The organism is Kitasatospora sp. NPDC098652, assembly GCF_044760155.1.
GTDB lineage: Bacteria > Actinomycetota > Actinomycetes > Streptomycetales > Streptomycetaceae > Kitasatospora.
Genome location: NZ_JBIWAQ010000002.1, coordinates 265,900 through 292,127, shown reverse-complemented (window position 1 = coordinate 292,127; position 26,228 = coordinate 265,900). Strand labels below are relative to the sequence as shown.

Genomic DNA, 26,228 nt, shown 5'->3' with positions numbered 1-26,228 from the left:
GTGGCGGCGGATCCGGTTCAGGATGCCACGTGCAGCCGCGCGCCGCCGGGCATCCCGGCGCGGTGGGCGAGGGCGGCCGCCTCGCCACGCGAGCCGACGCCCAACTTGGCCAGGATGTTGGCGACGTGGAACTTCACCGTGGACTCGCTGATGTGCAGCTCCGCGGCGATGTCCCGGTTGCGGCGGCCCTGGGCGAGCTGGTCGAGCACCTCCAGTTCGCGCGGCTGGAGCCCGTCCAGCGGGTCGGTGACGGCGGTCGGCGAGGGCAGGCCGAGCGGCAGCTCGACCGTCACGGTGGTGCCCCAGTTGGGGACGGACTCGACCTGATAGCGGCCGCCGAGGGCGGTGATCCGGTCGGCGGTGCGGTGGACGGTGAGGGCGTCGGCGGCGAGCAGCCCGAGGCCGTCGTCGCGCACCACGGCGCGCAGCGCGCCGTCCGCCGTGAACTGCCAACTCAGGTGCAGCCGACCGGGCTTCTCCTGCTCCACCATCAGCATGACGGCGCACTGCACGGCGGCCCGGGCGGCCCGGGCGGTGTCCGCGGGGATGGACCGGGTGGCGTCGGACGGCGGCGCGAGGTCGAGCCGGACCCCGGTGTGCCGTAGCAGCGGGCGCAGTTCGCGGGCGAGCCGGGCGAAGGCGGCGTCGGCGGGCTCCTCGCTGAGCACGCGGTCCAGGTCGGCGGCCCGGCGCAGGTCGAGCAGGGCGGTGACGGCCAGGTCGGTGGCGGCCCGGCGGGCGGCGCGATCGTCCAGGTCGGCCGAGCGCAGCGGCGCCAGGACAGCGGTCAGGGCGGCGCTGTGGGTGCCGGTGAACTCGGCGATGGTCCGGGCCCGGGTGGCGGCCGCGGTACGGGAGATCGCCGCCTGGCTGGGCGCGGCGTCGGTGGCGCGGTGCTCGGAGTGGGCGATCACCAGCTCGCACACCTGCTGGAGGACGGCGAGCGCGCCGGCCGGCACCGGCGCGGCGTCGCTCCGGACCAGCACCAGCAGCACCTCCTTGTCCTCGGCCGGTGCGGCGACCACCACCACCGGCCTGGTCCGGCCCGCCAGTTCGGCCTCGCCCTGCCAGGGCCGGCCGGCCGAGGTGCTCCCGGCGGCCCGCTCGGCGAGCCGGGCCAGCTCCAGCCCGGAGAGGCTGCCGACCAGCTCGCGCGGGCCGTGGGCGTTGGCGGGGGAGTAGGTGCAGACGCTGCTGAGGTGGGCGATCGCGGTGTGCGGGACGAGCGTGCGGACCACCTCCGACAGCCGCGGCACCACCTCGGGCCGGGGCGCGCGCAGCACCTCGACGGCCCGCGCCAGCGCGTCCTCGGGGCGGCCCCAGTGCTCCCGCCAGGCCTCGGCGGGGCCGGGGGCGTCCACCGTGCCCGTGCCTGCGTGCATCCCTGAGTGCATCCCTGCGTCCACGCCTTCGTGCGGGTCCATGCCTGCGTCCATGCCCTTCACCCTAGTTCCGGGGCCGTCCTCGGCCGCCCCTCCGATCGGCCAGGTCGAACTGTCCGAACGGCCGGCCGGAGCCCTGCGGCCGGCGCCGCAGGATGGATCCGTCGGAACGAACAACTCCCGGACGGACAACGCCCGGACGAACCGAGGATCTTCCATGACCAAGGCCATCGCCTTCCCCCGGTACGGCGGCACGGACGTGCTGCGCCCCATCGAGCTCGAACTGCCCGCCCCCGGGCCCGGCCAGGTGCGGGTCGCGGTCCGCGCGGCGGGTGTCAACCCGCTGGACCACAAGGTGCGCAGCGGCGCGCTGGACGGCTTCTTCCCGGTCAGCTTCCCCGCCGTGCCCGGCTACGAGGTCGCCGGGGTGGTGGAGGCGGTCGGCGCGGAGGTGACCGGCTTCGCCCCCGGTGACGAGGTGTTCGGCGCCCTGATGGGCGGCGGCTACGCCGAGCACGCGCTGCTCGACGCCGACCAGCTGGCGCTCAAGCCCGCCACACTGAGCTGGGAGGAGGCCGCGGCGATCCCGGTCGCCGCCGAGACCTCCGAGCGGGCCCTCGGCGTGCTGGGCGTGCGGCCCGGCGAGACGCTGCTGGTGCACGGCGCGGCGGGCGGGGTCGGCACCCTGCTGCTCCAGTTCGCCCGGGCCCGCGGCATCACCGTGGTCGGCACCGCGAGCGAGGCCAACCACGCGTACCTGCGCGAGCTGGGCGCCGTCCCGGTGACCTACGGCGAGGGCCTGGCCGAGCGGGTGCGGGCGGCCGCGCCGGGCGGGATCGACCGGGTGCTGGACGCGGCCGGGAAGGGGGTGCTGCCGCTCTCCGTCGAGCTGGCGGGCAGCGCCGAGCGGGTGCTGACGATCGCCGACATCGCGGGCGCGCAGGAGCACGGCGTCCGCTTCTCCGGCGGCGCCGAGGACGGCGAGTCGTACTACGGGGGCGCCTACGCGAGCGCCCTCGCCCTGCACCGGGCGGGCACCCTGCGGCTGCCGCTGCACCGGGTGCTCCCGCTGGCGGAGGCGGCGCAGGCGCACCGGATCAGCGAGGGCGGGCACGTGCGGGGGAAGATCGTCCTCACGGTCTGAGCGCTGCCGGGCCGTTCCCGCCAGTCCGTTCCCGCCGGGCCGTTCTCGCAGGGCCGCCCGCGCAGGGCCGGTCCGTCCTCGCCGGTCCGTCCGGCCCCGGACCGACGCGCCGGGGCCCGTCGGGCGGAAGCCCGGCTCCGCGCCGCCGCGCTCGGTAGAGTCCCGCCATGGTGACTCTGAACGCGGCGGGGCGGCTGGCCGGCCGTTCCTGCGTGGTGACCGGCGCGGCCAGCGGCATCGGCCGGGCCGTGGCGGAACGCTTCGTCCGGGAGGGCGCGTCGGTGGTGGCCACCGACCTGGACGCCGAGGGGCTGGGCCGGCTGGCCGGGCGGTTCCCGGAGGCCGTCAGCACGGTGGTCGGTGACGTGTCCGTCGACGGGGACGCCCGCCGGATGGTGGCGGCGGCCGTCGAACGGCACGGGCGGATCGACGTGCTGGTGGCCAACGCCGGGGTGATCCCGCTGATGGAGATCACCGAGGCGAGCGCCGAGGACTGGGACCGGGTGATGGCCGTCGACGGCCGTGGCATGTTCCTCACCTGCAAGTACGCGATCGAGGCGATGCTCGCCCAGGAACGGCCCGGCGGCTCGATCGTCTGCCTGTCCTCCATCTCGGGCGAGGCCGGCCAGCGCGGCCAGGCGGTGTACGGGCCCGCCAAGTTCGTCGCCTCCGGGCTGACCAAGCACCTCGCCGTCGAATGGGCGGACCGCGGCATCCGGGTCAACGCCGTCGCCCCCGGCACCATCGGCACCGAACGGGTCGCCCGGCTGCGGGACGAGCCCGGCGGGCCCGAGTACCTGGCGGCGATCGAGAAGCTGCATCCGATGGGCCGCCTCGGCGACCCGGCCGAGGTCGCCGCCGCCGTCCTCTTCCTCGCCTCCGAGGAGGCCTCCTTCATCACCGGGGCCGTACTGCCGGTCGACGGCGGCTACCTGGCGCAGTAACGGGCGGGGCGTACGGCCGATCAGGCGCCGTTCGCCGTTCGCCGTTCGCCGTTCGCCGTTCGCCGTTCGCCGTTCCGACGTCCCGGACCCGGACGGGGAAGGGCGGGAGCCCACCGGCCTGCCCGTGCCTACTGGGGCGTTCGTTGGCGAACCGTAAAAGGGGTGGCGCCCGGGCGTTGCGTCGTGCTGGGGTGGTCGGATGGATCATGATCATGTACTCGCCCTGTTCGACCAGCGGATCCGGCGCGACGCGCGGCCGGACGGCCCCGGCGTCCGCGTGGAGCGCGACGGCGCCGTGGTGCGCGTGGTGGGCGGCGAGCACGCCTGGAACTGCATCGTCTGGTCCGGTCTGGACGAGGCCGGGGCGGACGCCGCGATCGCCGCCCAGGTCGCCCACTTCACCGGGCTGGGCCTGGAGTTCGAGTGGAAGACCTACGCCCACGACCGCCCCGCCGACCTCGGCCGGCGGCTGCTCGCGGCCGGGTTCACCGCCGAACCAGACGAGGCGCTGATGATCGCCCGGATCGCGGACCTGCCCGCCGAAGCGGCGCTGCCCGAGGGCGTCCGACTGGAGCCGGTGACCGACGAGGCCGGGGTGGACCTCATGGTGGCCGCCCACGAGCTGGCCTTCGAGAAGGAGTTCCCGGCCCTGCGCGAGCGCCTGCTCGACCACCTCCGGAACAACTCGGAGACGCTGCTCATGGTCGTCGCGATGGCCGGCGACCAGCCGGTGAGTTCGGCCCGGATGGAGCTCACCCCGGGCACCGGCTTCGCCGGCCTGTGGGGCGGCGGCACCGTCCCCGGCTGGCGCGGTCGCGGCATCTACCGTGCCCTGGTCGCCCACCGCGCCCGCCTCGCCGCCGAACTCGGCTACGAGTACCTCCAGGTCGACGCGAGCGACCAGAGCCGCCCCATCCTGGAGCGGCTCGGCTTCGCGCAGCTCAGCACCACCACGCCGTACGTGTACCAGCCGTAGCGGCTCGGCGCGCCGTGGCGGGTCGGGTCCGGCCGTGGCCATCCTCGGGTTCCGGGGATCGTCGGACCCGACCCGAACCTTCCGCAACAAGCTTCAGGGGAGCCGCTCCACCATCACCATCGCCGCGTCGTCGTCCAGCCGGCGGCCGACGTGCGCCAACAGGTCGCGGCGCAGGCGGCTCAGCAGGACGCCGGGGCGATCGGCCTGCCAGGCGGTGACCCGCTCGGTCAGCGGGTAGAAGCGGCGCTGGGCGTCCCGGGCCTCGATCACCCCGTCGGTGTAGATCAGCAGCCGGTCGCCGGGGCGGAATGGGAAGGTCTGCACCTCGTACGAGACCGGGGCGAGCTCGCCGAGCCCGAGCGGCGGCGCGGGGTTGCGGGAGGTGAGCGTGGTGACTCCGTCCGGGCGCAGCAGCAGCGGGGGCGGATGGCCGCAGTCGATCAGCTGGACGGGCGAACCGTCGTCGGGGATGTCGATCAGCACGGCGGTGATGAAGGACTCGCCGCCCTCGTCGGGCGCCTCCTCGGCCGGGCGCTGCGGGTGCCGGGAACGTTCGGCCCGCCGGGCCTCGGCGAGCTGGGCGAGGTCCCAGCAGACGCTGCCGTCCAGGTACTCGGCCAGGCCCGGCAGGTCGGCGTGCAGGTGGGCGGCGGCGCGGAAGGCGCCGAGCAGCAGGGCCGCGTCGCCGAGCGAGGACAGCCCCTTGCCGCGGACGTCGCCGACCAGCAGCCGGGTGCCGCTGGTGGTCCGGGCGGCCGCGTACAGGTCGCCGCCGACCTGCGCCTCGGCCTCGGCGGCCAGGTAGAAGGAGGCCAGGTGCAGTGGTCCGATCCGCTCCGGCAGCGGGCGCAGCAGTACCCGCTGGGCGGCCTCGGAGACCGAGCGCACCCGGGCGAGCTCGCGCTCGTGCCGGTCGCGCAGCACCCGCAGGCCGACGATCAGCGCCGAGACGACCACCTGCGCGCTCAGCTGGGTCTCGATGTTGGCGCTGGTCAGGCCGTCCCGGACGGAGCCGATGACGGTGAGCGCGGCGAGGGCCAGCAGGGCGACCCCGGCGGTGGCCCGCGGGCCGGCGATGGAGGCGGTGAGGGCCGGGGCGACGATCAGCAGCGGGCCGAGGTGGATCTCCGGCGGGGAGAGGATGTCGACGACGGTGATCACGACGATCAGTGCGAGCGGCAGCGCCGTCATCACTCGGCGGTCGGGCCGCCAGGAGCGGCGGCGGGCGCGCGGACGGGGGTCATCGGGACGCTGCCGGAGGGGCACCTCTCCTCTGTACACCGTGGGGGCGGTGGGGCGCACCCCGGGGCCGGGGGGGGCCGGCCGGGGCCGGGGGTCGAGGTGGTGCCGAGGAGGGCCGGGCTCGCGGGTGCGGGCCCGGTCAGTCCTCCTGGCCGTAGCGGGCCAGGTACGCGGCGAAGCGGGCGACGTCCTCGTCGGACCACTCGGTGAAGCGGGCCGTGAAGGCCGTCCGGCGCTGTTCGTTGGCGTCCCGCAGCAGGGTGAGCCCGCCCTCGGTGGCGCGCAGGATCTGGCCGCGCTGGTCGTCCGGGTCGGTCTCGCGGCGCAGCAGGCCGAGCTTCTCCAGCGCGGTGACCTGGCGGCTGACGGTGGACTTGTCGAGCATGAAGTGCGCGGCCACGTCGGCGGCCCGGCAGCCGCCGCGCTCGGTGATCAGGTCGAGGATGCTGTACGTGACCAGGGAGAGGTCGGGGTGCAGCTGGGAGGCCTTGTGCCGGGCACGGCGGGCGAAGGCGGTCAGCTCGCGCTGGATGGTGTCGATGGACGACTCGCGGCCGGGCACGGCGTTCCTACCTCCTCGGGATTTGTTGCACTATACAACGGATTCACCCCGGGGTCGTGCGGGTCTCCGCGGCCGGACCGCCGTTCGCGGGGTCGGCGGGGTCCGAGGGGTCTGCGGGGTGTGCCGGGCTCGACGGGTCCGCCGGGCCGGCTGCCGGACCCTGCCCGGCCTGCCAGGCGCGGGCTGCCGCGATCCGGCGGGTCGCACTCGGGTGAGTGGCGAAGAGTAGCTCAAGCAGCCGCGGCGGGTCGACATCCGAGACGTTCACCACCGCCAGTCTGCGCTGCATCGCCACGAACTGCTCGGCGTCCCCGGTCAGTTCGAGGGCGTGCCGGTCCGCCCTGGCCTCGATCCGGCGGCTCACCGCGCCCTGCACCGGCCCCGACAACGCGCCGGTCAGCGCCGTCAGCGCGGCCAGCAGCGGCAGCGCCCGGGGATCCGCCGCGTCCGCGGCCCCGGCCGCCGCCAGCAGCGGATGCCAGTCCGCCAGCAGGCCCAGCAGCACCACCGCCAGCGCGGCACCCACCGCCCCGAGCGCCGTGCCGACCGGCACGTCCCGGTGCTTGACGTGCCCCAGCTCGTGCGCCACCACCAGCTCCACCTCGCGCGGCTCGGCGGCCGCCAGCAGGGTGTCGTACGCGACGATCCGGCGGGTCGCGCCGAACCCGGAGACGTACGCGTTCAGCGCGGTGGTCCGCCGGGAGGCGTCCGCCACCAGGACGTCCCGCACCCGTACGCCGTCCCGCTCGGCCAGCGCCAGCAGCGCCGTCCGCAGCTCGCCCGGCGGCATCGGGGTGAAGCGGTTGAACACCGGCTCGATCAGCAGCGGGTGGAGGAAGGACAGCGCGGCCGTCAGCAGCGCCGCCGCCCCCGCCGCCGGGAGCCACCACTGCCGGGGCGACCACCCGGTCAGCGCGAACAGCCCGAGCACCAGCGGCAGGACCAGCAGCAGGGTCAGCCCGAGCGAGCGCACGGCGTCCAGCGCCCAGCCCGCCCAGCCCTGGGTCACCAGCCCGAACCGGGACCGTACGGCCCGCACCCCCGCCCCGAACGGCAGCTGCAGTGCCTGGCCCAGCACCACCAGGGCGGCCGCACCGGCCAGCACCTCGGCCGTCCGGGAGCCGCCGAACCAGCGGCCGGTGGTGGTCACCAGCGCGGCACCGGCCGGGGTCAGGCCCAGCACCAGGGTCAGCGCCAGGCCTGCCAGGCGGCCGCCGAGTGCCCACGGCAGCTGGGCGCGGCGCAGTGCGCGGCCGCGGGCGCGCTCGGCGGGGGTGAAGTCGGGGGCGTGCTCGGTGGGGGCGGCGTTGGGGGCGGCGTTGGGGGCTGGGGCGGGGGCGGGCTCGGGCGTCGTCATCGGCGGGGTGGCTCCGGCGGGGTGAGGGCGAGGGCAGGGGAGGGGTGGGCAGGAGGCAGGGGCCAGGGGGTGGGGCAGGGACGGGTCCAGCATGTCCTACCGCAGGCGGCGGGCGCCTGCCGCGACGGCTCACTCCTCCGTCTCGGCCGGGCCGGTGGCGCCGTGGACGCCGGCCCGCAGCAGCTGGTGGCCGAGGTCGACCAGGGCGCGGCCGACCGCGAACTCGTCGCCGATCGCCGGGGCCGGTGGGTCGCGGGGGTTGCGGCGGGCCAGGGCGTCGCTGTGCAGGACCGTGCCGTCGGCGTCGAGCACGGCGTGCACCCGGGTGGTGTCGCGGTCCTCGACCACGTGCAGGCTGAGCTGCCAGTCCTTGGTGCGGGTGGCGGACGCCGGGGTCCGCTCGTCGGTCGTGGTCGTGGTCGTGGTCGTGGCCGCGGCGGTAGTGGTTGTTGCGGCCGCCGTGACGGCCTCCGGCTGCCGCGGCGCGGAGGCCGTGCCGTCCGCCCGGACGATCACCACCGGGCAGGCGCCGTGCACCGCGCAGCGGGTGGACACCGAGCCGAGCAGCGTACGGGCGAAGGCGCCCCGGCCGCTGCTGCCGAGCACCAGCAGGTCCGCGCCCTCGGCCGCCTCCAGCAGCACCTCGGCGGCGTGCCCGAGCACCAGGCTCTCCCGGATCTCCACCGGGCGCTCCGCCCCGATCACCTCGTTGACCTCGGCGGTCAGCGTGCGGCGCGCGGCCTGCTCGAAGCCCTCGTCCACCATCGGCGTGAACCACCCGTACAGCGACGGGTACTCCCAGGCCGCCACGGCGTGCACGGACGCCCCGGTGAGGACCGCCTGGCCGACCGCCCAGCGCAGCGCCGACTTCGACGGCTCCGAACCGTCGATCCCGACCACGATCCGGTGCTCCCCGGCGGGGGCCGACCGATTGCTGGCCATCACCGACCTCCTCGACCGAGCCGCCATCCGGTCGGCGGCTCTCATACCCGCGGCTTCCCCCCTCGCCCTGGCCCTCCCCTTCCACTTCCCCTTCCACGCTGCGCGCGGTGCGGCGCGGGCGCCAGGGACACGGTGGCCGGGTGGGGCGGGGGATTGGGACGGACGGGCCCGGTGGGGCCGCTGGTGTCCTTCTGTGTCCGGAATGTTGCGGATGCTGGCGCAAGTGGTGCTGATTCGGTGGCGTAGGCTGACCGTTTGCATCGACCTCGGGGGGAACCACTCATGCGCCGTGCCGCGGCTGCCGTCGCCGTGCTCGTCGGTCTGACCGTCGCCACCGCCTGCGGGCCGGACGACCCGGCGCCCGGCTCGGCGTCGACCGCCCCGCCGGCCGCGGCACCGTCGGCGCCCGCCGCCGCGACCACCGGTACGGCCCCCGCCGCCGCTCCCACCAAGGGCGGCGCGCCCCGCCCGGACGGCACCATCACCGTCGCCTTCGCCGGGGACGTCCACTTCGAGGGCCGCACCCAGCCCCGGCTGTCCGTCCAGCCGCCCGAGCAGGCCCTCGGCCCGATCTCCCGCACCCTCGCCGACGCCGACCTCTCCGTGCTCAACCTGGAGACAGCGATCACCGGGCGCGGCGCACCCGAACCGAAGACGTACACCTTCCGCACCGCGCCCAAGGCGCTGTCCGTGCTCAAGGACTCCGGCGTGGACGTCGTCTCGATGGCCAACAACCACGCCGTCGACTTCGGCGCCGACGGCCTCACCGACACCCTGGCCGCCAAGGACTCCTCGCCCATCCCGGTGATCGGCGTCGGGCACAACGCCAAGGAGGCGTACGCCCCGTACCTGACCACCGTGCGCGGGGTGAAGGTCGCGGTGGTCGCCGCCAGCCAGGTCGAGGACATCACCAACCAGAAGTGGCGGGCCGGGGCCAACAAGCCCGGCATCGCCTCCGCCCTGGACGTCCCCGCGCTGGTCGCGGCGGTGCAGGCGGCCAAGCAGCAGGCCCCGGTCGTCCTCGTCTACCTGCACTGGGGCGAGGAGGGCAAGGCCTGCCCGACCGCCGCCCAGACCGCCGTCGCCAAGAAGCTCGCCGCCGTCGGCGCCTCCGCGGTGGTCGGCACCCACGCCCACACCATGGTCGGCTCGGGCATGCTCGGCAACACCTACATCGGGTACGGCTTCGGCAACTTCCTCTGGTACGGCACCTCCAACTACGCCTTCTCCAACGAGACCGGCGTCACCACCCTCACCCTCGCCGCCGACGGCAAGGTCAAGAGCGAGGCCTTCGCCCCGGCCACCATCGACGACAAGGGCATCCCCCAGCCGGTCACCGGCGCCGCCGCCGAGGCCGCCCTCAAGCGCCGCGACGGCCTGCGCGGCTGCGCCGGACTCACCCCGCCCCCGGCCGCCCACTGAGACGACGGTCCGTGCCGTCGTCACCCGGCCCGCCGTCCACGTCCCCTACCTGATCTCCCCTGAGGGAGGCCCTGAGGCCGCCCGTCCCGTCGCCGGGATGGGCGGCCTCTTCCGCATGCCCGGGCGGATCTGGGGGCCGGGTGGATCGGCGGATTGACGGGTGCCCAGGTATCGGAACCTGTCGAACGGGCCATCGGCGTAGGCGAACAATTGTGTTAGGTTAGGCTTGCCTAACATCGCTGGTCGAAGGGGAAGTCCTGTGGAACGGTCCGAATTCGCCGGTGTCGTCGCGATGGTCACCGGGGCCGGGCAGGGCATCGGCGCGGCCGTGGCCCGGGCGCTGGTCGCCGAGGGGGCCGTCGTCGCGGCGGTGGACCGGGAGGCCGGCCCGCTCGCCGGGATCGCGGCGGAGTCCGAGGCGGTGCGCCCGTACGCCCTGGACGTCTCTGACGCCCAAGCGGTCGATGCCGCAGTCGATGTGATGGAGCGTCAACTCGGCCCGATCGGCGTGCTGGTGAACGTCGCCGGTGTGCTGCGCCCCGGGCCGGTCCTCGAACTGTCCGACGCCGACTGGGCGGAGACCTTCGCCGTCAACACCACCGGGGTGTTCCACACCGGTCGGGCGGTCGGCCGCCGGATGGCCGAGCGGGGGCGGGGCGCCGTCGTCACGGTGGGCTCCAACGCCGCCGGGGTACCGCGGGCCGGGATGGCCGCCTACGCGGCGTCCAAGGCGGCAGCCACCATGTTCACCCGCTGCCTCGGCCTGGAGCTGGCCCGCTCCGGGGTGCGCTGCAACGTCGTCTCGCCCGGGTCGACCGACACCCGGATGCAGCGCGGGCTGTGGGGCGAGGACGCCGAGGCGGCCGAACGCCGGGTGATCGAGGGCGACTTGGCGGCCTGGCGGGTCGGCATCCCGCTCGGGCGGATCGCCGCGCCCGCCGACGTCGCGGAGGCCGTGCTCTTCCTGGCCTCCGACCGGGCCCGGCACATCACCATGCACGACCTGTACGTCGACGGCGGCGCGACCCTGCGCGCCTGAGGCACCCCCCCCGGGCAACCGCCGACCGCAGACCGTAGACCCGTTCCAGACTGGAGAGACCGCCGTGACCACGGTGCACCACGCCCCGCCGACCCCCACCGACGGCGGCCCCGACCGGACCGCCATCGGCGCGGCCAGCGGCCTGCTCGGCCAGTACCGGGCCGCCGACGACGAGGCGTTCTTCGCCTCGCCGACCCGCACCCTGCTCACCGCCGGCGTGCACGCCCGGGTGCCGCGGGACGCCCGTCCGCTGCCCGTCCGGGTCGCCGAGACGCTGGCCGGGGCGCGCCGCGCCGGGGTCGAACGGCCCCTGGTGGTCGGCGCGGTGGCCTTCGACCACGACGGCCGGGACGAACTCGCCGTCCCCGCCCGGGTCCGGTCCGCCGGGGCGCTCCGGGACGACCCGCTGATCGCGCTGCCCGCCCCGCCGGTCGCGCCGGCCGGCTGGCGGATCCGCCCCGTCCCGGAGCCGGAGGCGTACGGTGCGGGCGTCGCGGCGGCCGTCGAGCGGCTGCGCGGCGGGGAGTTGAGCAAGGTGGTGCTGGCCCGCACGCTGGAGCTCACCAGCGACCGGCCGCTCGACCTGCCGGCCGTGCTGCAGCGCCTGGCCCGGCGCGACCCCGGCGGCCACACCTTCGCCGTCCCGGCCGGCCCCGGCCGCACCCTGATCGGCGCCAGCCCCGAACTCCTGCTCTCCCGGCGGGGCACGGCCGTGCTGGCCAACCCGCTGGCCGGCTCGGTGCCGCGCAGCGAGGACCTCGGCGAGGACGTCCGGCGCGCCGCCGCGCTGCTGGAGTCGCCCAAGGACCTGCACGAGCACGCCGTGGTGGTGGACGCGATCCGCGCGGCGCTGGCGCCGTACTGCCGCAGCCTGGACGTGCCGGAGCGGCCCACCCTGGTACGGACGGCCGCGATGTGGCACCTGGCCACCACGATCAGCGGTGAGCTGGCCGATCCGGCCGTCTCCGCCCTGGAACTGGCCTGCGCGCTGCACCCGACCCCGGCGGTCTGCGGCACACCGACGGACGTCGCCCGCCGGGTGATCGGCGAGATCGAGCCCTTCGAGCGGGGCCTGTACGCCGGCATGGTCGGCTGGGGCGACGACAGCGGCGACGGCGAGTGGGTGGTGACCATCCGCTGCGCGCAGGCGCAGGACCGCACGCTGCGGGTCTACGCGGGCGCCGGGGTGGTGGAGCAGTCCCGGCCGGAGGCCGAACTCGCCGAGACCAGCGCCAAGTTCCGCACCTTCCTGGAGGCCGCGGGGGTGGCGCTGTGACGCCCCTGGACGAGGTGCTGGGCGGATTCACCCCGTACCCGGCCGAGTTCGCCGAGCGCTACCGGGCGGCCGGCCACTGGCGCGGCGAGACCTTCGGGCGGATGCTGCGCGAACGCGCCGCCGCGCACGGCGACCGGATCGCCGTCGTCGACCCGGGCGGCCACTCGGTGGCGGCGGACGAGCGGCGCTGGACGTACGCCGAACTCGACCGCCGGGCCGACCGGATGGCCGCCGGGCTGCTCGCCCGCGGGATCCGGCCCGGGGACCGGGTGGTGGTCCAACTGCCCAACGCCGCCGAGTTCTTCGAGGTGGTCTTCGCCCTGTTCCGGATCGGCGCGCTGCCGGTCTTCGCACTGCCCGCGCACCGCTACACGGAGATCTCGCACTTCTGCTCGTTCACGGGCGCCGTGGCGTACGTCGTCCCGGGCGTCGAGGGCGGCTTCGACCACCGTGAACTCGCCGGCCGGGTACGGGCGGAGAACCCGGATCTGCGCCTGGTGCTGGTGGCCGGCGAGGACCCGGGCGAGCACCTGCGGCTGGCGGACGTGCCCTGCGACGGGCCCGGCCCCGCGCGCGAACCCGAGCCAAAGGACGTCGCGTTCCTCCAGCTCTCGGGCGGCAGCACCGGGGTGCCGAAGCTGATCCCGCGCACCCACGACGACTACATCTACTCACTGCGCGGCTCGGTCGAGCTGTGCGCGCTCCACGGGCGCAGCGTCTACCTGTGCGTGCTGCCCGCCGCCCACAACTTCCCGCTCAGCTCGCCCGGTTCGCTCGGCACGCTGTACGCGGGCGGCCGGGTGGTGCTCTGCCCGCAGCCCAACCCCGAGACGGCCTTCCCGCTGATGGCGCGCGAGGGCGTGACCGTCACCGGGCTCGTCCCGCCGCTCGCGCTGCTGTGGCTGGACGCCGCCGAGCGCGGCGCCCGCGGCTACGAGAGCCTGGAGGTGCTGCTGGTCGGCGGTGCCAAGTTCAGCGAGGAGGCGGCCCGGCGGGTGCGCCCGGTGCTGGACTGCGCGCTCCAGCAGGTGTTCGGGATGGCCGAGGGCCTGGTCAACTACACCCGGCTGGACGACCCGGAGGAGCTGATCGCCACCACCCAGGGCCGGCCGATCTCCGCCGACGACGAGGTCCGGGTGGTCGACGACCAGGACCGCGACCTCCCCGACGGCACCACCGGGCACCTGCTCACCCGCGGCCCGTACACCATCCGCGGCTACTGGAACGCCCCCGGGCACAACGCCGCCTCCTTCACCGCGGACGGCTTCTACCGCACCGGTGACCTGGTCCGCCGGCTCCCCGGCGGCCACCTGGTGGTCGAGGGCCGGGCCAAGGACCAGATCAACCGGGGCGGCGAGAAGGTCGCCGCCGAGGAGATCGAGAACCACCTGCTCGCCCACCCGGCCGTGCACGACGCGGCGGTGGTGTCGATGCCCGACCCGTACCTCGGCGAACGCACCTGCGCGTACGTCGTGCTCCGCGCCGAGCACCGTGAACAGCCGCCGAAAGGCGTCGAGTTGAAGCGCTTCGTGCGCGGGCGCGGACTGGCCGAGTACAAGGTGCCGGACCGGGTGGAGTTCGTCGACGCCTTCCCCGCCACCGGGATCGGCAAGGTCAGCAAGAAGGACCTGCGGGCCGCCGTCGCGGCCTCCCTCCCGGCGTCGTGACAGCCCCGGTACCCCCCATCACCCCTGTGAATTCAAGGAGTTCGACCATCGTGGGCCTGCCCCGCATTGCCTCCTATCCGCTGCCCGACGCCGGGGAGCTGCCCGCCAACCGGGTCTCCTGGACGGTGGACCCGGCCCGCGCCGTGCTGCTGGTGCACGACCTGCAGAACCACTTCCTGGACGCGTTCCCGGGCGACGCCGCCCCCGTGCCCGAACTCCTCGACAACGCGGCCGCGTTGGCCGCCGCGGCCCGCGCGAGCGGGGTGCCGGTCGTCTACTCGGCGCAGCGCGGCGGGCAGAGCCCGGCCGAACGCGGACTCCAGCAGGACTTCTGGGGCTCCGGCATCCCCGACGACCCGCGTGCCACCGCGGTCGCCGACGCCGTCGCCCCGGCCGGGGGCGACACCGTCCTCACCAAGTGGAAGTACAGCGCCTTCGTGCGCACCGGGTTGGCGCAGCTGCTGCGCGACCAGGGCCGCGACCACCTGGTGATCACCGGGGTGTACGCCCACATCGGCGTGCAGGCCACCGCCTGCGACGCCTGGATGCGGGACGTCCGGGCCTTCGTGGTGGCCGACGCGGTCGCCGACTTCGGACCGGACGAGCACCGCGCCGCACTGGAGTGGATCGCCGGGCGGTGCGGGGTGGTCACCACCGCGGACGTCGTACGCGCAGCGCTGGAAGGGACGGACGGGAAGTGACGGGCGTGGAAGCAACCGGTTTCGACGCGACCGGTTTCACGGTGGAGCGGATCCGGGCCGAGGTCGCCGACCTGCTCGGCGAGGACCCGGCGGACATCCCGTTGGACGAGAACCTGGCCGACTGGGGGCTGGACTCGATCCGGCTGATGACCCTGGCCGAGCGCTGGCGGGCCGAGGGCGCCGAGGTGGAGTTCGTACGGCTCGCGGAGCGGCCGTCCGTGGCGGCCTGGGCCGAACTGCTGGGCGTGGCCTGATGGAGGCGGTCGTACGGGAGGCGGGCGCGGGCCCGGCGAGCGCGGCGGGTCCTTCTGCGCACGGTCCTTTCGTGGGGGAGGGCCCGGCCGGGCTGCTGGCGGCGGAGGGGCTGGTCCTGTCGGAACCGCTGCGGTCCGGTCCGGCGGTCGAGTACCCGGCCACCACCGTGGTCGGCCCGGTCGAGGCCCAGGCGGCCCGGACTCCGCAGGCCCCGGCGCTGGTGCTCGCGGACGGCGGGGTGGTGACGTACCGGGAGCTGAACGCCTCGGCCAACCGGCTGGCCCGGGCCCTGGCCCGGCGCGGTGCCCGCCCGGGCACGGTGGTCGGGCTGGCGCCCGCCGGCCGTCCGGAGGAGCGGCTGACGGCGGTGCTCGCGGTGGCCAAGTCCGGTGCGGCGTGGCTGCCGCTGGACCCGGCGGACCCGCCCGGGCGGCGGGACTGGCTGCGCGCCGAGAACGAGCTGGTCTGCGTGCTGGGGGAGGGGACGCCGGGTGCGCCGGGCGGCCTCGACACCACCGGCGAGCTGGACACCGACCCGCCGCGCGCGCTCACCCCGCAGCACCTGCTCAGCGTCGGGTACGGCCCGGGCGGGCGCCCGGCCGCCGTCCGGCTGACCCACGCCGAGGCGGACCGGCGGATCCGCGAGCTCCAGGCCGCCCACCCGATCGGCCCGGGCGACCGGGTGCTGCAACTGCGGTTGCCGCACTGGGGCTTTCTCTGGCCGCTGCGGACGGGCGCGGCGGTGGTGCTGGGGGGCGGCGGCTGACGGTTGACGGCTGACAGCTGACAGCGAACAACTTTCAGCGAACAGATGATGAAAGTTGAAATCTGTTCGCTGAAAGTTGTCATCTGTTATCTGCCACCCGTCACCTGCCAGCTGGCCCTCCGTCAGCCCCCCGCGCCCCCGCCAGGTCCATCGCCGTCCACGCCATCGCCACTGCGCCGTCCAGCAGGGCCCGTTCGGCCTCCGCCCCGACCGCCGCCTCGGCGAAGGCCGCCTCGTGCGGCGCGCAGGAGCCCCCGGTGATGTCCAGGACCGGGTGGATGGCGGGCACCACGTGCGAGACGTTCCCCATGTCCGTGCAGGCGAACGGCCCGCGCTCGACCGGCTCCGGCCGGCCCAGCGCCGCCGCGTTGGCGCGCCAGTGCGCGAGCAGCGCGGGGTCGGAGCGCATGTCCAGGTAGTCCGGCTCGGGCCTGGTCAGCTCCACCTCGCAGCCGGTGGCCAGTGCCCCGGCCCGGAAGCAGTCCTCGACCCGGGCCCGCAGCTGGGCGAGGTCCTCGGCCGCCGAGGCGCGGATCTCGTACTCGGCGCTGGCGCTGTCGGGGATCAGGTTCGGGGCCGTACCGGCTGCCGTGGTGATGCCGTGCACCCGCCACTGGGGCGGGAGTTGCTGCCGCAGCAGCCCGAGCGCGACCTGGGCGACGGTGAGCGCGTCGGCGGCGTTGCGGCCCTCGTGCGGGTTGAGGCTGGGGTGGGCGGCGTGCCCGGTGTAGCGGACGGACAGGGTGCCGAGCGCGAAGGAGCGGAAGTCGGCGACCTCGACCGGGCAGGGGTGCACCATCATCGCCGCGTCCACCCCGTCGAAGGCCCCCGCCTCCAGCAGCAGGGCCTTGCCGGCCCCGCGCTCCTCGGCCGGCGCGCCGATCACCCGTACGGTGAGCCCGAGTAGGTCCGCGTACGGGGCGAGCCCGAGCGCCGCGCCGACGCCGGCGGCGGCGATCAGGTTGTGCCCGCAGGCGTGCCCGAGGCCGGGGAGGGCGTCGTACTCGCAGACCAGTGCGACGGTGACCGGCCCGCTGCCGAGGCTCGCGGTGAACGCGGTGGCCAGGCCGTGGGCGGGTGCGGTGACCGAGTAGCCGTGGGAGCGCAGCAGTTGGGCGCACCAGGCGGCCGCCCGGTGTTCCTCGAAGGCGGTCTCGGGGTGGGCGTGGATGCGGTGGCTGAGCGCCAGCAGTTCCGCCCTATGCGCGTGAACGCGTTCACGGACGGCCTGCTTGGCCGCGCTCGGCACCCGGTCCCGGGGCCGGTCCCGGGGCTGCTGCTCGGACTGGTCCCGGGACTGATCCCGGGGCTGGTTCTGAGGCTGGTTCTCGGGCTGGGCCATGGGCGTCTCCGGGATGTCAGGGGCGCGGCCGCACCGGGCCGTTGACCAGATCGTATGAAGTTAGATTAGGCTAACCTAAGTAAGGCGTTCCGGATCCCCCGAGGAGCTCTCCGCACCATGCCCGCCGTCGAAACGCAGCCCGTCGATCAGCAGCCCGTCGATCAGGAGCCCACGGGGGCCCGGCCCGCCGACGTCCCGCTGCTCGCCGCCCAGGCCGCCGTCTGGTACGCCCAGTCGCTCGACCCCGCCAGCCCGGCCTACAACACCGGCGACGCCGTCGAGATCACCGGACCGCTCGACGAGGAGGCCTTCGAGGCGGCCCTGCGACAGACGGTGACCGAGGCCGAGGTCCTCGGCGCGGTCGTCGTCACCGGCCCGGACGGCACCCCGCGCCAGCGCCTGAACCCCGGTCACCGCTGGCCGCTGCACCGCCTCGACCTGCGCGCCGCCGAGGACCCGTCCGCCGAGGCCGAGGCCTGGATGCGCGCCGACCTCGCCCGCCCGGCCGACCTCACCACCGGCCCGCTGTTCACCCAGGCCCTCATCCGGCTCGCCGACGACCGCCGGATCTGGTACCGCCGGATCCACCACCTCGCCGTCGACGCCTACGCGTTGACCCTCCTCGGCGACCGCGTCGCCGCCCACTACACCGCCCGCACCACCGGCACCGACCCCGGCCCCAGCCCCTTCGCCCGCCTCGCCGAGGCCGCCGCCGAGGAGGCCGCCTACCGCGCGGGCGAGGACTACCGCACCGACCGCGCCCACTGGTCCGCCCACCTCGCCGACACCGACGCCCCGGCCGTCCTGCCGGCCGTCCTGCCGGGCACCCCCGCCGGGCACCCCGGGTCCGCACCGACCCCGCTGCGACTGACCGCCACCCTCCCCGCCGGCACCCGCGAGCGCCTGGAGCACGCCGCCGCCACGGCCCGGGCCACCTGGGCCGAACTCCTCCTCGCCGCCACCGCCGGCTACCTGCACCGCCTGACCGGCGCCGAGGACGTCCTGCTCGGCCTCCCGCTCGCCAACCGCCGCGGCCCCGCCGCCCTGCGCACGCCCGTCGCCGCCGCCAACGTCCTGCCGCTGCGCCTCGCCGTCCGCCCCGCCGACACCGCCGAGGACCTGCTGCGCCAGGTGGTCCGCGCCCTGCGCACCGCCCGCCGCCACCAGCGCTACCCGCTGGAGGACCTGCGCCGCGACCTCGGCCGCACCGGCCAACGCCGCGCCCTCTTCGGCCCGATGGTCAACATCAAGGCCTTCGAGGCCGACCTCGACCTGGCCGGCCTGCCCGGCGTGGTCCGCAACCTCGCCGCCGGGCCGGTCGACGACCTCGCCGTGAACGTCTCGTCCGGCCCCGACGGCGCCCTGCGCCTGGTCCTCGACGCCGACCCGGCCCGCCACGGCGCCGACTCGCTGGCCGCCCACCGCGACGGCCTGCTGCGCCACCTCGACGGTCTCGCCGAGCTGCTGCTCACCGACCCGACGACGCCGATCGCCCGGATCGACCTGCTGGACGCCGACGCCCTGCGCCGCGCCACCGAAGGCCGTACCGAACCACCGGTCGAGCGGACCGTGCCCGAGCTGTTCTCCGCCCAGGCCGCCCGCACCCCGGACGCCGTCGCCGTCCGCTGCGGCGAAACCTCCCTCACCTTCGGCGAGTTGGAGCGCCGCTCCGACCGCCTCGCCCACCACCTGCGCGGCCTCGGCGTGCACGGCGGCGCGCCCGTCGCCCTCGCCCTGCCGCGCAGCGCGGACACCCTGGTCGCGATGCTCGCCGTGCTCAAGGCCGGCGGCGCCTGCGTCAGCCTCGACCTGGCCCACCCCCGGCAGCGGCTCGCCGCCGTGCTGGCCGACGCCCGCCCGGTCTGCGCGGTCGGCACCCCCGAGGCGCTCGCCGACCTCGACCTGCCGCCCGGCCTGCCCACCGTACGACCGTCCGACGCCGAGGCATCGACGCAGCGCACGCAGCGCACGCAGCGCACGCAGGACGCGCCGGAGACCGCCGAGGCACCCCTGCCGGCCCCGCGCCTCCACGACGCCGCCTACGTGCTGCACACCTCCGGCTCCACCGGCCGCCCCAAGGGCGTGGTCGTCACCCACGCCTCGCTCGCCAACCTGCACGCCGGCCACGGCGAGGACCACATCGCCCCCGCCGTCCGCCGCACCGGCCGCGAGCGCCTGCGCATCGCCCACAGCGCCTCCTTCGCCTTCGACGCCTCCTGGGACCCGGTGCTGTGGATGGTCCACGGCCACGAGCTCCACCTGCTGGACGACGCCACCTACCGCGACCCGGCCGCCCTCGCCGCCCACCTCCACCGCGAGCGCATCGACTACCTCGACCTCACCCCCTCCTACCTCGAAGTCCTCCTCGCCGAAGGCGTACTGGACGAGGACCGGCACCGCCCTTCGGTGATCGCGGTCGGCGGCGAGGCCACCCCGCCCGCCCTCTGGCAGCGGCTGGCCGCCGTCCCCGGTCTGCACCCGATCGACCTCTACGGACCCACCGAGACCACCGTCGACGCCTACGCCTGGACCCCGGGCCCGGACGGCGCCCCGACCGGCCGGGTGGTGCGCGGCTCCCGCGCCTACGTCCTGGACGGCTCGCTGCGCCCCGCGCCCGACGGCGTGACCGGCGAACTGTACGTGGCCGGTGCCTGCCTGGCCCGCGGCTACCTCGGCCGCCCCGACCTCACCGCCGAACGCTTCCTCGCCGACCCCTTCGGCCCGCCCGGCGACCGGATGTACCGCACCGGCGACCTCGCCCGCCGCCGCCAATGGGGGTCCCCCCGGCCGGAGGCTGGGGGAGGGACCCTGGAGTTCCTCGGCCGAGCCGACGACCAGGTGAAGATCCGCGGCTTCCGGATCGAACCCGGCGAGATCGCCGCCGTCCTCGCCCAACTGCCCGGCGTGGCGCAGGCCGTGGTGATCGCCCGCCCCGGGCCGCAGGGCAAGCGACTGCTCGGCTACGTCGTTCCCGCCGCCAGTGGGCTCCCCGCCGCCGGTTCAGGTCACGCGGCCGCCGAGCTCCCCGACCCCGAGGCCCTGCGTGCCGCGCTCGCCGCCCGGCTGCCCGCCCACATGGTCCCGGCGGCCGTCCTGCTGCTGGACGAACTGCCGCGCACCGCCCACGACAAGCTGGACCACCGAGCCCTCCCCGAGCCCCCCAACGCCACCCCCGGTGTCACCGCCCCCGGCGCGGCCGCCGCCACCCCGCAGGAGGAACTGGTCTGCGGGCTGTTCGCCGACGTCCTCGGCCTGCCCGCCGCACCCGGCCGGGAGGACTCCTTCTTCGACCTCGGCGGCCACTCCCTGCTCGCCGGTCGCCTGGCCGCCAGGCTGCGCGAGACCTTCGCCGCACCGGTCGCCTTCGCCGACGTCTTCCGCCACCCGACCCCGGCCGCCCTCGCCGCCCTGCTCCGGCCCGAACCGCAGGACGGGCACCAGGGCGGGCCCGAGCCCCGGCCCGTCCTGGTGCCCGTGCCCCGGACCGACCGGATGCCGCTCTCGCCCGCCCAGCGCGGCCTCTGGTTCCTGCACCGGCTCGAAGGCCCCAGCCCCACCTACAACATCCCGCTCGCCCTCACCCTCACCGGCCCGCTCGACCGCGCCGCCCTCACCCTCGCCCTCGGTGACCTCACCGCCCGGCACGAAGTCCTGCGCACCGTCTACGGAGAGGAGCCGGACGGCACGCCGTACCAGCGGATCCTGGCGCCCGCCCCGGTCGAACTCCACGACGACGGCGACGACGGCGACGGCGCGATCGACGGCGAGGGCAACGGCGACGGCGGCGGCAACGGCAACGGCACCGAACAGATGGCCGACGCCGTCCGCTACGCCTTCGACCTCACCGCCGAACCCCCGCTGCGCGCCACGCTGTTCGGCCACGCCCCCGAGCGGCACACCCTGCTCCTCCTGCTCCACCACATCGCGGGCGACGGCGCCTCCACCACCCCGCTGCTGCACGACCTCGCCGCCGCCTACACCGCCCGACAGGCCGGACACGCCCCCGAACTCGCCCCACTGGACGTCCAGTTCGCCGACCACGCCGCCTGGCAGCAGCAGCTGCTCGGCACCGCGGACGCGCCCACCCCGCTCGCCGTACGGCAGACCGAACACTGGCGCACCGCCCTGGCCGGCCTGCCCGACCAGCTCGACCTGCCCACCGACCGCCCCCGCCCGCCGGTGGCCGGCCACGACGGCGCCACCGTCCCCTTCACCCTCGGCGCCGAGGCGCACACCGCCCTCGCCGCGCTCGCCCGCTCCACCGGCAGCACCGTGTTCATGGCCGTCCAGGCCGGCCTCGCCGCGCTGCTCACCCGGCACGGCTGCGGCACCGACATCCCGGTCGGCACCCCGCTCGCCGGGCGCGAGGACGAGCGGACCGCCGCCCTGGTCGGCTACTTCGTCAACTCCGCCGTACTGCGCACCGACACCGCCGGCGACCCGTCCTTCCGGGAGCTGCTCCGGCGCGTGCGCGCCACCGTGCTGGCCGCGCACGAGCACGCCGACCTGCCCTTCGACCGGCTGGTCGAGGAGCTCAACCCGGCCCGCTCGCTCGCCCGCCACCCGCTGTTCCAGGTGATGCTCGCCTGGCAGAGCCGCGCCGACGAACCCGTCGCGCTCGGCGGCGGCCTGACCGCCGAGATCGCCGCGATCCCCAGCGGCACCGCCAAGTTCGACCTCACCCTCAACGCGGGGGAGCGGCCCGGCGGCGGCATCGGCGGCTTCCTGGAGTACCGCACCGACCTCTTCGAGCCCGCCACCGCGACCGCCCTCGCCGAGCGCCTCGCCCGACTGCTCACCGCGGCCGCCGCCGACCCGGACACCCCGATCGGCCGGCTGCCGCTGATCAGCGAGCCGGAGCGGCACCGCGCCCTGGTCGAGTGGAACGGCACCGCCGCACTCCCTGCCCCGCCGGATGCCACCCTGCCCGAGCTGTTCGAGGCCGCGGCCGCCGCCAACCCCCGCTCCATCGCGGTCAGTTACGGTGACGAACGGCTCGACTACACCGAACTCGCCGCCCGCGCCGACCGCCTGGCCCGCCTGCTGGCCGACCGGGGCATCGGCCCCGGCACCATCGTCGCACTCGCCCTGCCCCGCTCGGTCGACCTGGTCGTCGCCCTGCTCGCGGTCGCCAAGTCCGGCGCCGCCTACCTCCCGCTCGACCCCGACTACCCGGCCGACCGCCTCGCCTACATGCTGGCCGACGCCACCCCCGCCGCCCTGCTCACCGACCGGGCCACCGCCCCCCGACTGCCCGCCCACGCCGTCCCCCGACTCCTGGTCGACGGGCCGGAGCCGGCACGGTACCCGGCCACCCCGCTGGCCCAGCACGAACGCACCCGGCCGCTGCGCGCCGAGGACACCGCGTACGTCATCTACACCTCCGGCTCCACCGGCCGCCCCAAGGGCGTGCCCGTCACCCACCGCAACGTCGCCCGGCTGTTCAGCTCCACCGACCACTGGTTCGGCTTCGACGACCAGGACGTCTGGACGCTCTTCCACTCCTACGCCTTCGACTTCTCGGTCTGGGAGCTGTGGGGCGCGCTGCTGCACGGCGGCCGGCTGGTCGTCGTCCCGCACCTGGTCAGCCGCGACCCGGCGGCCTTCCTCGACCTGCTCGCCCGCGAGCGCGTCACCGTGCTCAACCAGACCCCGTCCGCCTTCTACCAGCTCAGCGCCGCCGACCGGGACCGCCCCGGCAGCGAACTCGCCCTGCGCTACGTGGTGTTCGGCGGCGAGGCGCTCGAACTCGGCCGCCTCGACGACTGGTACTCCCGGCACCCGCAGGACGCCCCGACCCTGGTCAACATGTACGGCATCACCGAGACCACCGTGCACGTCTCGTACATCGCCCTCGACCGGGCGAGCGCCGCCGCGACCAGCAGCAGCACCATCGGCGTCAACATCCCCGACCTGCGGGTCTACGTCCTGGACCAGCACCTCCAGCCCGTCCCGCCCGGCGTCACCGGCGAGCTGTACGTCGCCGGGGCCGGGCTGGCCCGCGGCTACCTCGGCCGCCCCGAACTCACCGCCGGCCGCTTCGTCGCCGACCCGCACGCCGAGCTGTTCGGCGAGCGGGGCACCCGGATGTACCGCTCCGGCGACCTCGCCCGCCGCCGCGCGGACGGCGTACTGGAGTACTTCGGCCGCGCCGACCAGCAGGTCAAGCTGCGCGGCTTCCGGATCGAACTCGGCGAGATCGAGGCCGTGCTGGCCGCCCATCCGGCCGTCGCCGACGCCGCCGTGGTGGTCCGCGAGGACACACCCGGCGACCAGCGCCTGGTCGGCTACGCCGTGGGCACGGCCGTGCCGGACGACCTGCGCGCCCACGCCGCCGCCGAACTGCCCGCCCACATGGTGCCCTCCGCCGTGGTGCTGCTCGACCGGCTGCCGCTGACCGCCAACGGCAAGCTCGACCGCCGCGCCCTGCCCGCCCCCGAGGCCCCCGCCGCCGGAGCCGGCCGCCCGCCCCGCAGCCCGCGCGAGCAGCAGCTCTGCCAGCTCTTCGCCGAAGTCCTGGGCCTGGAGACGGTCGGGGTCGAGGACGACTTCTTCGCGCTCGGCGGCCACTCCCTGCTGGTGGTCCGGCTGGCCGGCCGGATCCGTGAGGTGCTCGGCCTGGAGGTCGGCATCGGCGCGCTGTTCCAGGCCTCCAGCGTGGCCGCGCTCGACGCCGCCCTGTCCGAGGGCACCCCCGGCGCCGACGCCCTGGACGTCCTGCTCCCGCTGCGGCCCACCGCCCCCGGCCGCCGCGCCCCGCTGTTCGCGATCCACCCGGCCGGCGGCCTCAGCTGGTGCTACACCGGCCTGATCCGCCATCTCCCGGCCGACATCCCCCTCTACGGCCTCCAGGCCCAGGGCGTCGGCGCCGCCACCGTCGGCGAACCGCTGCCCGCGTCCATGGAGGAGCTGGCCGCGCACTACGCCGACCGGCTGCGCGAGGTCCAGCCCGAGGGGCCGTACCGGCTGCTCGGCTGGTCCACCGGCGGGATCATCGCCCACGCCGTCGCCGTCCGGCTCCAGGAACTGGGCCGGCAGGTCGAGCTGCTCGCGATTCTGGACGCCTACCCGGCCGAGGGCTTTCGCGAACTGCCCGTCCCGGACCAGGCCGAAGCCCTGGAGGCGCTGCTCACCATGGGCGGCTTCGGACCGGACGACCTCGCCGGGCAGCCGCTCGAACTCGACGCCGTGATCGAGCTGCTGGGCCGCGAGGGCAGCCCGCTGGCCGGGCTGGACCGGGCCACCGTGACGGCGCTCAACGCTATCTACCTCAACACCAACCACCTGGTGCGGGGCTACGACCACCGGCCCTTCCACGGCGACGTCCGGTTCTTCCGGGCCACCGTCGACACCATCGACGAGACCCTGGTGCCCGAACTCTGGGCTCCCCACGTGACCGGCCGGATCGACAACACCGACGTGGCCTGCTCGCACAAGGACATGACCCTGCCCGCCCCCATCGCGCACATCGCGAGCGTGATCGCCGACCACCTGGAGAACTCCGACCATGAGTGACGCCCCCGTCAACCCCTTCGACGCCGACGGCGCGTTCCTGGCCCTCGTCAACGACCAGGGCCAGCACTCCCTGTGGCCCGCCTTCGCCGCCGTCCCGGCCGGCTGGAGCGTCGCCCACGGCCCCTGCGCCCGCCCCGACGCCCTGGCCTGGATCACCGCGCACTGGACCGACCTGTGACCCCTCCCGTCGTCGCGTCCCCGGCGCGCCCCCTGCTCACGGGGCGCGCCGCCGTGGTCGTCGTGTACACCGCCGCGATGTGCATGAACGGCCTCGACTCGACCATCGTCAACCCCGCGCTGTACCGGATCGCCGAGGACTTCGGCCGGCCCGTCCCGGCCGCCAACTCCGTCGAGACCGCCTTCCTGGTCGGCCTGGCCCTCGGCCTGCCGGTGGCCGGCTGGCTCGGCGACCGGTACGGCGTCAAGCGGGTCTTCCTCGGCGCGCTCGCCGTCTTCACCCTGGCCTCCGCGCTCTGCGCCGCCGCCCCCGGCCTCGGCGCCCTGGCCGCCGCCCGCGCCGTCCAGGGCGTGGCCGGCGGGCTGCTCACCCCGGTCGGCATGACCCTGCTGTTCCGCGCCTTCACGCCGCAGGAGCGCCCGCGCCTCGGCCGGATCCTGATCGTGCCGACCGCCCTGATGCCCGCCCTCGGACCGCCGCTCGGCGGCTTCCTCACCGAACACCTCTCCTGGCACTGGCTGTTCCTGGTCAACCTGCCGGTCGGCATCGCCGCCGTGGCGCTCGGCCTCACCGCCCTGCGGACCGAACCGGAACCCCCGGCCGGCCGCTTCGACACCCGCGGCTTCCTGCTCGCCACCCCGGGCCTCGGCCTGCTCACCTACGCCCTCGGCTTCGGCCCGGCCCACGGCTGGACGGCACCGGCGGTCTGGCTCGGCGGCCTCGCCGGAGCCGCCCTGCTGGGACTCGCGGTACGGAACCAGCTGCGCTCGCCCGAACCGCTGGTGGACCTGCGGCTGCTCGCCGACCGCTGCTACGGCGCGGCGGGCTGGCTGGCCCTGCTCACCTCGGCCGGGCTGATGGGCGCCCTGTTCGTGCTGCCCCTGCTCTACCAGGCCGCCCGTGGCGCCACCGCCCTGGACGCCGGGCTCAGCGTCTTCCCGGAGGCGATCGGCCTGATGGCCGCCTCCCAGGTGGTCGACCGGCTGCTGCCCAGGCTCGGCCCGCGCCGCCTCGCGCTGCCCGCCCTGCTGCTGGCCGCGGCGGTCCTCGCCGCCCTCGGCGTGGCCGAGAACCCCTGGGCCGTACGGGTGTTGATGTTCGCCGTCGGGCTGGTGCTGGGCACCGCCGTGCTCACCGTCCAGATCGCCGGCTTCGCCGACGTGCCACCGCCCGCGATGGGCCGGGCGATGGCCCTGTTCACCATCCTGCGCACCCTCGGCGGCGCCCTCGGCATCGCCGCCACCGCCGCCCTGATCGGGGCCCTCGGCGACGGCGCCGACCCCACCCCGTACCGGCTCGCCCTGGCCCTCACCGCCGCCCTGGTCGCCGCCGGAGCCCTCCTCGCCCGCCGCCTCCCGGCCCAGGGCCCGCCCCCGCCCCCGGCGGGCTGAGGACTGAGGAGGACGCGATCGGGGCGGACGGGAGGAACATCCCGTCCGCCCCGACTACCGTACGGTGGCAGGAGCACCGGAGGAGATCAATCGACCCGCGCCAGAAGATCGTCACCCTGTTCGCGGA

Annotated in this window: 19 protein-coding genes; 13 read left to right on the top strand and 6 right to left on the bottom strand. The window is 75.8% G+C overall.

What is annotated here, in order from left to right:
* Nucleotides 1-17: 17 nt before the first annotated feature.
* Nucleotides 18-1,382, bottom strand: a complete 1,365-nt coding sequence (locus tag ACIQWA_RS05360; RefSeq protein ID WP_402478411.1) for a LuxR C-terminal-related transcriptional regulator — start codon at nt 1,380-1,382, stop codon at nt 18-20.
* 217 nt (nt 1,383-1,599) lie between these two features.
* On the opposite strand from ACIQWA_RS05360, the gene ACIQWA_RS05355 reads away from it, so the two are divergent.
* The 3 genes from ACIQWA_RS05355 (at nt 1,600) to ACIQWA_RS05345 (ending at nt 4,446) form a co-directional block, all read left to right on the top strand.
* A complete protein-coding gene (locus ACIQWA_RS05355) occupies nt 1,600-2,526 on the top strand; it encodes an NADP-dependent oxidoreductase (protein ID WP_402478408.1) in 927 nt (308 codons plus the stop codon).
* Nucleotides 2,527-2,693: 167 nt separating this feature from the next.
* Nucleotides 2,694-3,470: an SDR family oxidoreductase gene (locus ACIQWA_RS05350; RefSeq protein WP_360240234.1), complete on the top strand. Its 777-nt coding sequence runs from the start codon at nt 2,694-2,696 to the stop codon at nt 3,468-3,470.
* A 199-nt stretch (nt 3,471-3,669) separates the two neighbouring features.
* On the top strand, nt 3,670-4,446 hold the full coding sequence (locus ACIQWA_RS05345; RefSeq protein ID WP_402478405.1) for a GNAT family N-acetyltransferase: 777 nt from the start codon (nt 3,670-3,672) through the stop codon (nt 4,444-4,446).
* 93 nt (nt 4,447-4,539) lie between these two features.
* Here the strand turns inward: ACIQWA_RS05345 and ACIQWA_RS05340 are convergent, their stop codons facing one another.
* The 4 genes from ACIQWA_RS05340 to ACIQWA_RS05325 form a co-directional block, all read right to left on the bottom strand.
* Entirely contained in the window at nt 4,540-5,637 is a 1,098-nt protein-coding gene (locus ACIQWA_RS05340) for a PP2C family protein-serine/threonine phosphatase (protein WP_402478402.1), read from the bottom strand.
* A 190-nt stretch (nt 5,638-5,827) separates the two neighbouring features.
* Nucleotides 5,828-6,250, bottom strand: coding sequence for a MarR family transcriptional regulator (locus tag ACIQWA_RS05335; protein WP_360240243.1), 423 nt, complete (start codon nt 6,248-6,250; stop codon nt 5,828-5,830).
* Nucleotides 6,251-6,293: 43 nt separating this feature from the next.
* Nucleotides 6,294-7,607, bottom strand: a complete 1,314-nt coding sequence (locus ACIQWA_RS05330) for a M48 family metalloprotease (protein ID WP_402478399.1) — start codon at nt 7,605-7,607, stop codon at nt 6,294-6,296.
* Nucleotides 7,608-7,736: 129 nt separating this feature from the next.
* Nucleotides 7,737-8,549 (bottom strand): universal stress protein, encoded by an 813-nt coding sequence (locus ACIQWA_RS05325; RefSeq protein ID WP_402478397.1) that lies wholly within the window; start codon nt 8,547-8,549, stop codon nt 7,737-7,739.
* Between the two features lie 282 nt (nt 8,550-8,831).
* Here ACIQWA_RS05325 and ACIQWA_RS05320 point away from each other — a divergent pair, with 282 nt between their 5' ends.
* From ACIQWA_RS05320 to ACIQWA_RS05290, 7 genes are all read left to right on the top strand, one after another.
* Entirely contained in the window at nt 8,832-9,971 is a 1,140-nt protein-coding gene (locus ACIQWA_RS05320) for a CapA family protein (RefSeq protein WP_402478394.1), read from the top strand.
* A 259-nt stretch (nt 9,972-10,230) separates the two neighbouring features.
* Complete coding sequence (locus tag ACIQWA_RS05315) at nt 10,231-11,010, top strand: 2,3-dihydro-2,3-dihydroxybenzoate dehydrogenase (RefSeq protein WP_402478392.1); 780 nt, start codon at nt 10,231-10,233, stop codon at nt 11,008-11,010.
* Between the two features lie 73 nt (nt 11,011-11,083).
* Entirely contained in the window at nt 11,084-12,286 is a 1,203-nt protein-coding gene (dhbC, locus tag ACIQWA_RS05310) for an isochorismate synthase DhbC (protein ID WP_402479681.1), read from the top strand.
* On the top strand, nt 12,283-13,953 hold the full coding sequence (locus tag ACIQWA_RS05305) for a (2,3-dihydroxybenzoyl)adenylate synthase (protein WP_402478390.1): 1,671 nt from the start codon (nt 12,283-12,285) through the stop codon (nt 13,951-13,953). The genes dhbC and ACIQWA_RS05305 overlap by 4 nt, the downstream gene beginning before the upstream one ends.
* A 50-nt stretch (nt 13,954-14,003) precedes the next feature.
* Nucleotides 14,004-14,654 (top strand): isochorismatase family protein, encoded by a 651-nt coding sequence (locus ACIQWA_RS05300; RefSeq protein WP_402478387.1) that lies wholly within the window; start codon nt 14,004-14,006, stop codon nt 14,652-14,654.
* A 5-nt stretch (nt 14,655-14,659) separates the two neighbouring features.
* On the top strand, nt 14,660-14,908 hold the full coding sequence (locus tag ACIQWA_RS05295) for a phosphopantetheine-binding protein (RefSeq protein ID WP_402478384.1): 249 nt from the start codon (nt 14,660-14,662) through the stop codon (nt 14,906-14,908).
* 71 nt (nt 14,909-14,979) lie between these two features.
* Nucleotides 14,980-15,675 carry an AMP-binding protein gene (locus tag ACIQWA_RS05290; RefSeq protein ID WP_402478382.1) on the top strand — a complete coding sequence of 232 codons (696 nt, stop codon included), beginning with the start codon at nt 14,980-14,982 and terminating at the stop codon, nt 15,673-15,675.
* Nucleotides 15,676-15,775: 100 nt separating this feature from the next.
* Here the strand turns inward: ACIQWA_RS05290 and ACIQWA_RS05285 are convergent, their stop codons facing one another.
* Complete coding sequence (locus tag ACIQWA_RS05285; protein ID WP_402478381.1) at nt 15,776-17,017, bottom strand: amidohydrolase; 1,242 nt, start codon at nt 17,015-17,017, stop codon at nt 15,776-15,778.
* A 117-nt stretch (nt 17,018-17,134) separates the two neighbouring features.
* On the opposite strand from ACIQWA_RS05285, the gene ACIQWA_RS05280 reads away from it, so the two are divergent.
* Genes ACIQWA_RS05280 through ACIQWA_RS05270 form a run of 3 tightly spaced genes read left to right on the top strand, consistent with a single transcriptional unit; the run spans nt 17,135 to nt 26,101 of the window.
* Nucleotides 17,135-24,532: an amino acid adenylation domain-containing protein gene (locus tag ACIQWA_RS05280; protein ID WP_402478378.1), complete on the top strand. Its 7,398-nt coding sequence runs from the start codon at nt 17,135-17,137 to the stop codon at nt 24,530-24,532.
* Nucleotides 24,525-24,710 (top strand): MbtH family protein, encoded by a 186-nt coding sequence (locus ACIQWA_RS05275; protein WP_360240276.1) that lies wholly within the window; start codon nt 24,525-24,527, stop codon nt 24,708-24,710. The genes ACIQWA_RS05280 and ACIQWA_RS05275 overlap by 8 nt, the downstream gene beginning before the upstream one ends.
* Entirely contained in the window at nt 24,707-26,101 is a 1,395-nt protein-coding gene (locus ACIQWA_RS05270; protein ID WP_402478375.1) for a DHA2 family efflux MFS transporter permease subunit, read from the top strand. The genes ACIQWA_RS05275 and ACIQWA_RS05270 overlap by 4 nt, the downstream gene beginning before the upstream one ends.
* The last annotated feature ends 127 nt before the right edge of the window (nt 26,102-26,228 follow it).